The sequence below is a fragment of the Streptococcus suis genome, assembly GCF_002964045.1.
Classification (GTDB): domain Bacteria; phylum Bacillota; class Bacilli; order Lactobacillales; family Streptococcaceae; genus Streptococcus; species Streptococcus suis_U.
On sequence record NZ_POPB01000219.1, the window covers coordinates 1 to 460 of the forward strand.

The following is a 460-nucleotide window of genomic DNA, read 5'->3' on the forward strand; positions in this document are numbered from 1 at the left end:
TTCAAAGTTGCCTACGCTTGTTTCATAAGTTGAACCTACTTCACCGTCACGAACGACATCAGTTGTATCCGCAAGAACCTCACCTTTATCAGTGATGTGACGAACAAGGACGCTACCTGTCTTAGCAACTGGTGTTTCAACTTTAGTATAGATGTAAACTACAGTCTTCTCGCCTTCTTCAACTTCACCTGTTGGTGTTGCACCTTTTTCATCAACTTTAACAAATGTATAGCCTTCAAAGTTGCCTACGCTCGTTTCATAAGTTGAACCTACTTCACCGTCACGAACGACATCAGTTGTATCCGCAAGAACCTCACCTTTATCAGTGATGTGACGAACAAGGACGCTACCTGTTTTCTTCTCAACTGGATCTGGTGTATCAACAACTTCCTTGTACTCGTAAGTAATGGTTTGTTCACCTTCTACAACTGTACCGTTGCTTGGGGCATCACCTTCATTA

At 42.6% G+C, this 460-nt stretch carries 1 protein-coding gene; it reads right to left on the reverse strand.

Going from position 1 to position 460, the window contains the following annotated elements; genetic code table 11:
- On the reverse strand, positions 1 to 460 hold a 460-nt coding region (locus tag C1E99_RS02000; protein WP_161951128.1), incomplete at both ends, for a MucBP domain-containing protein.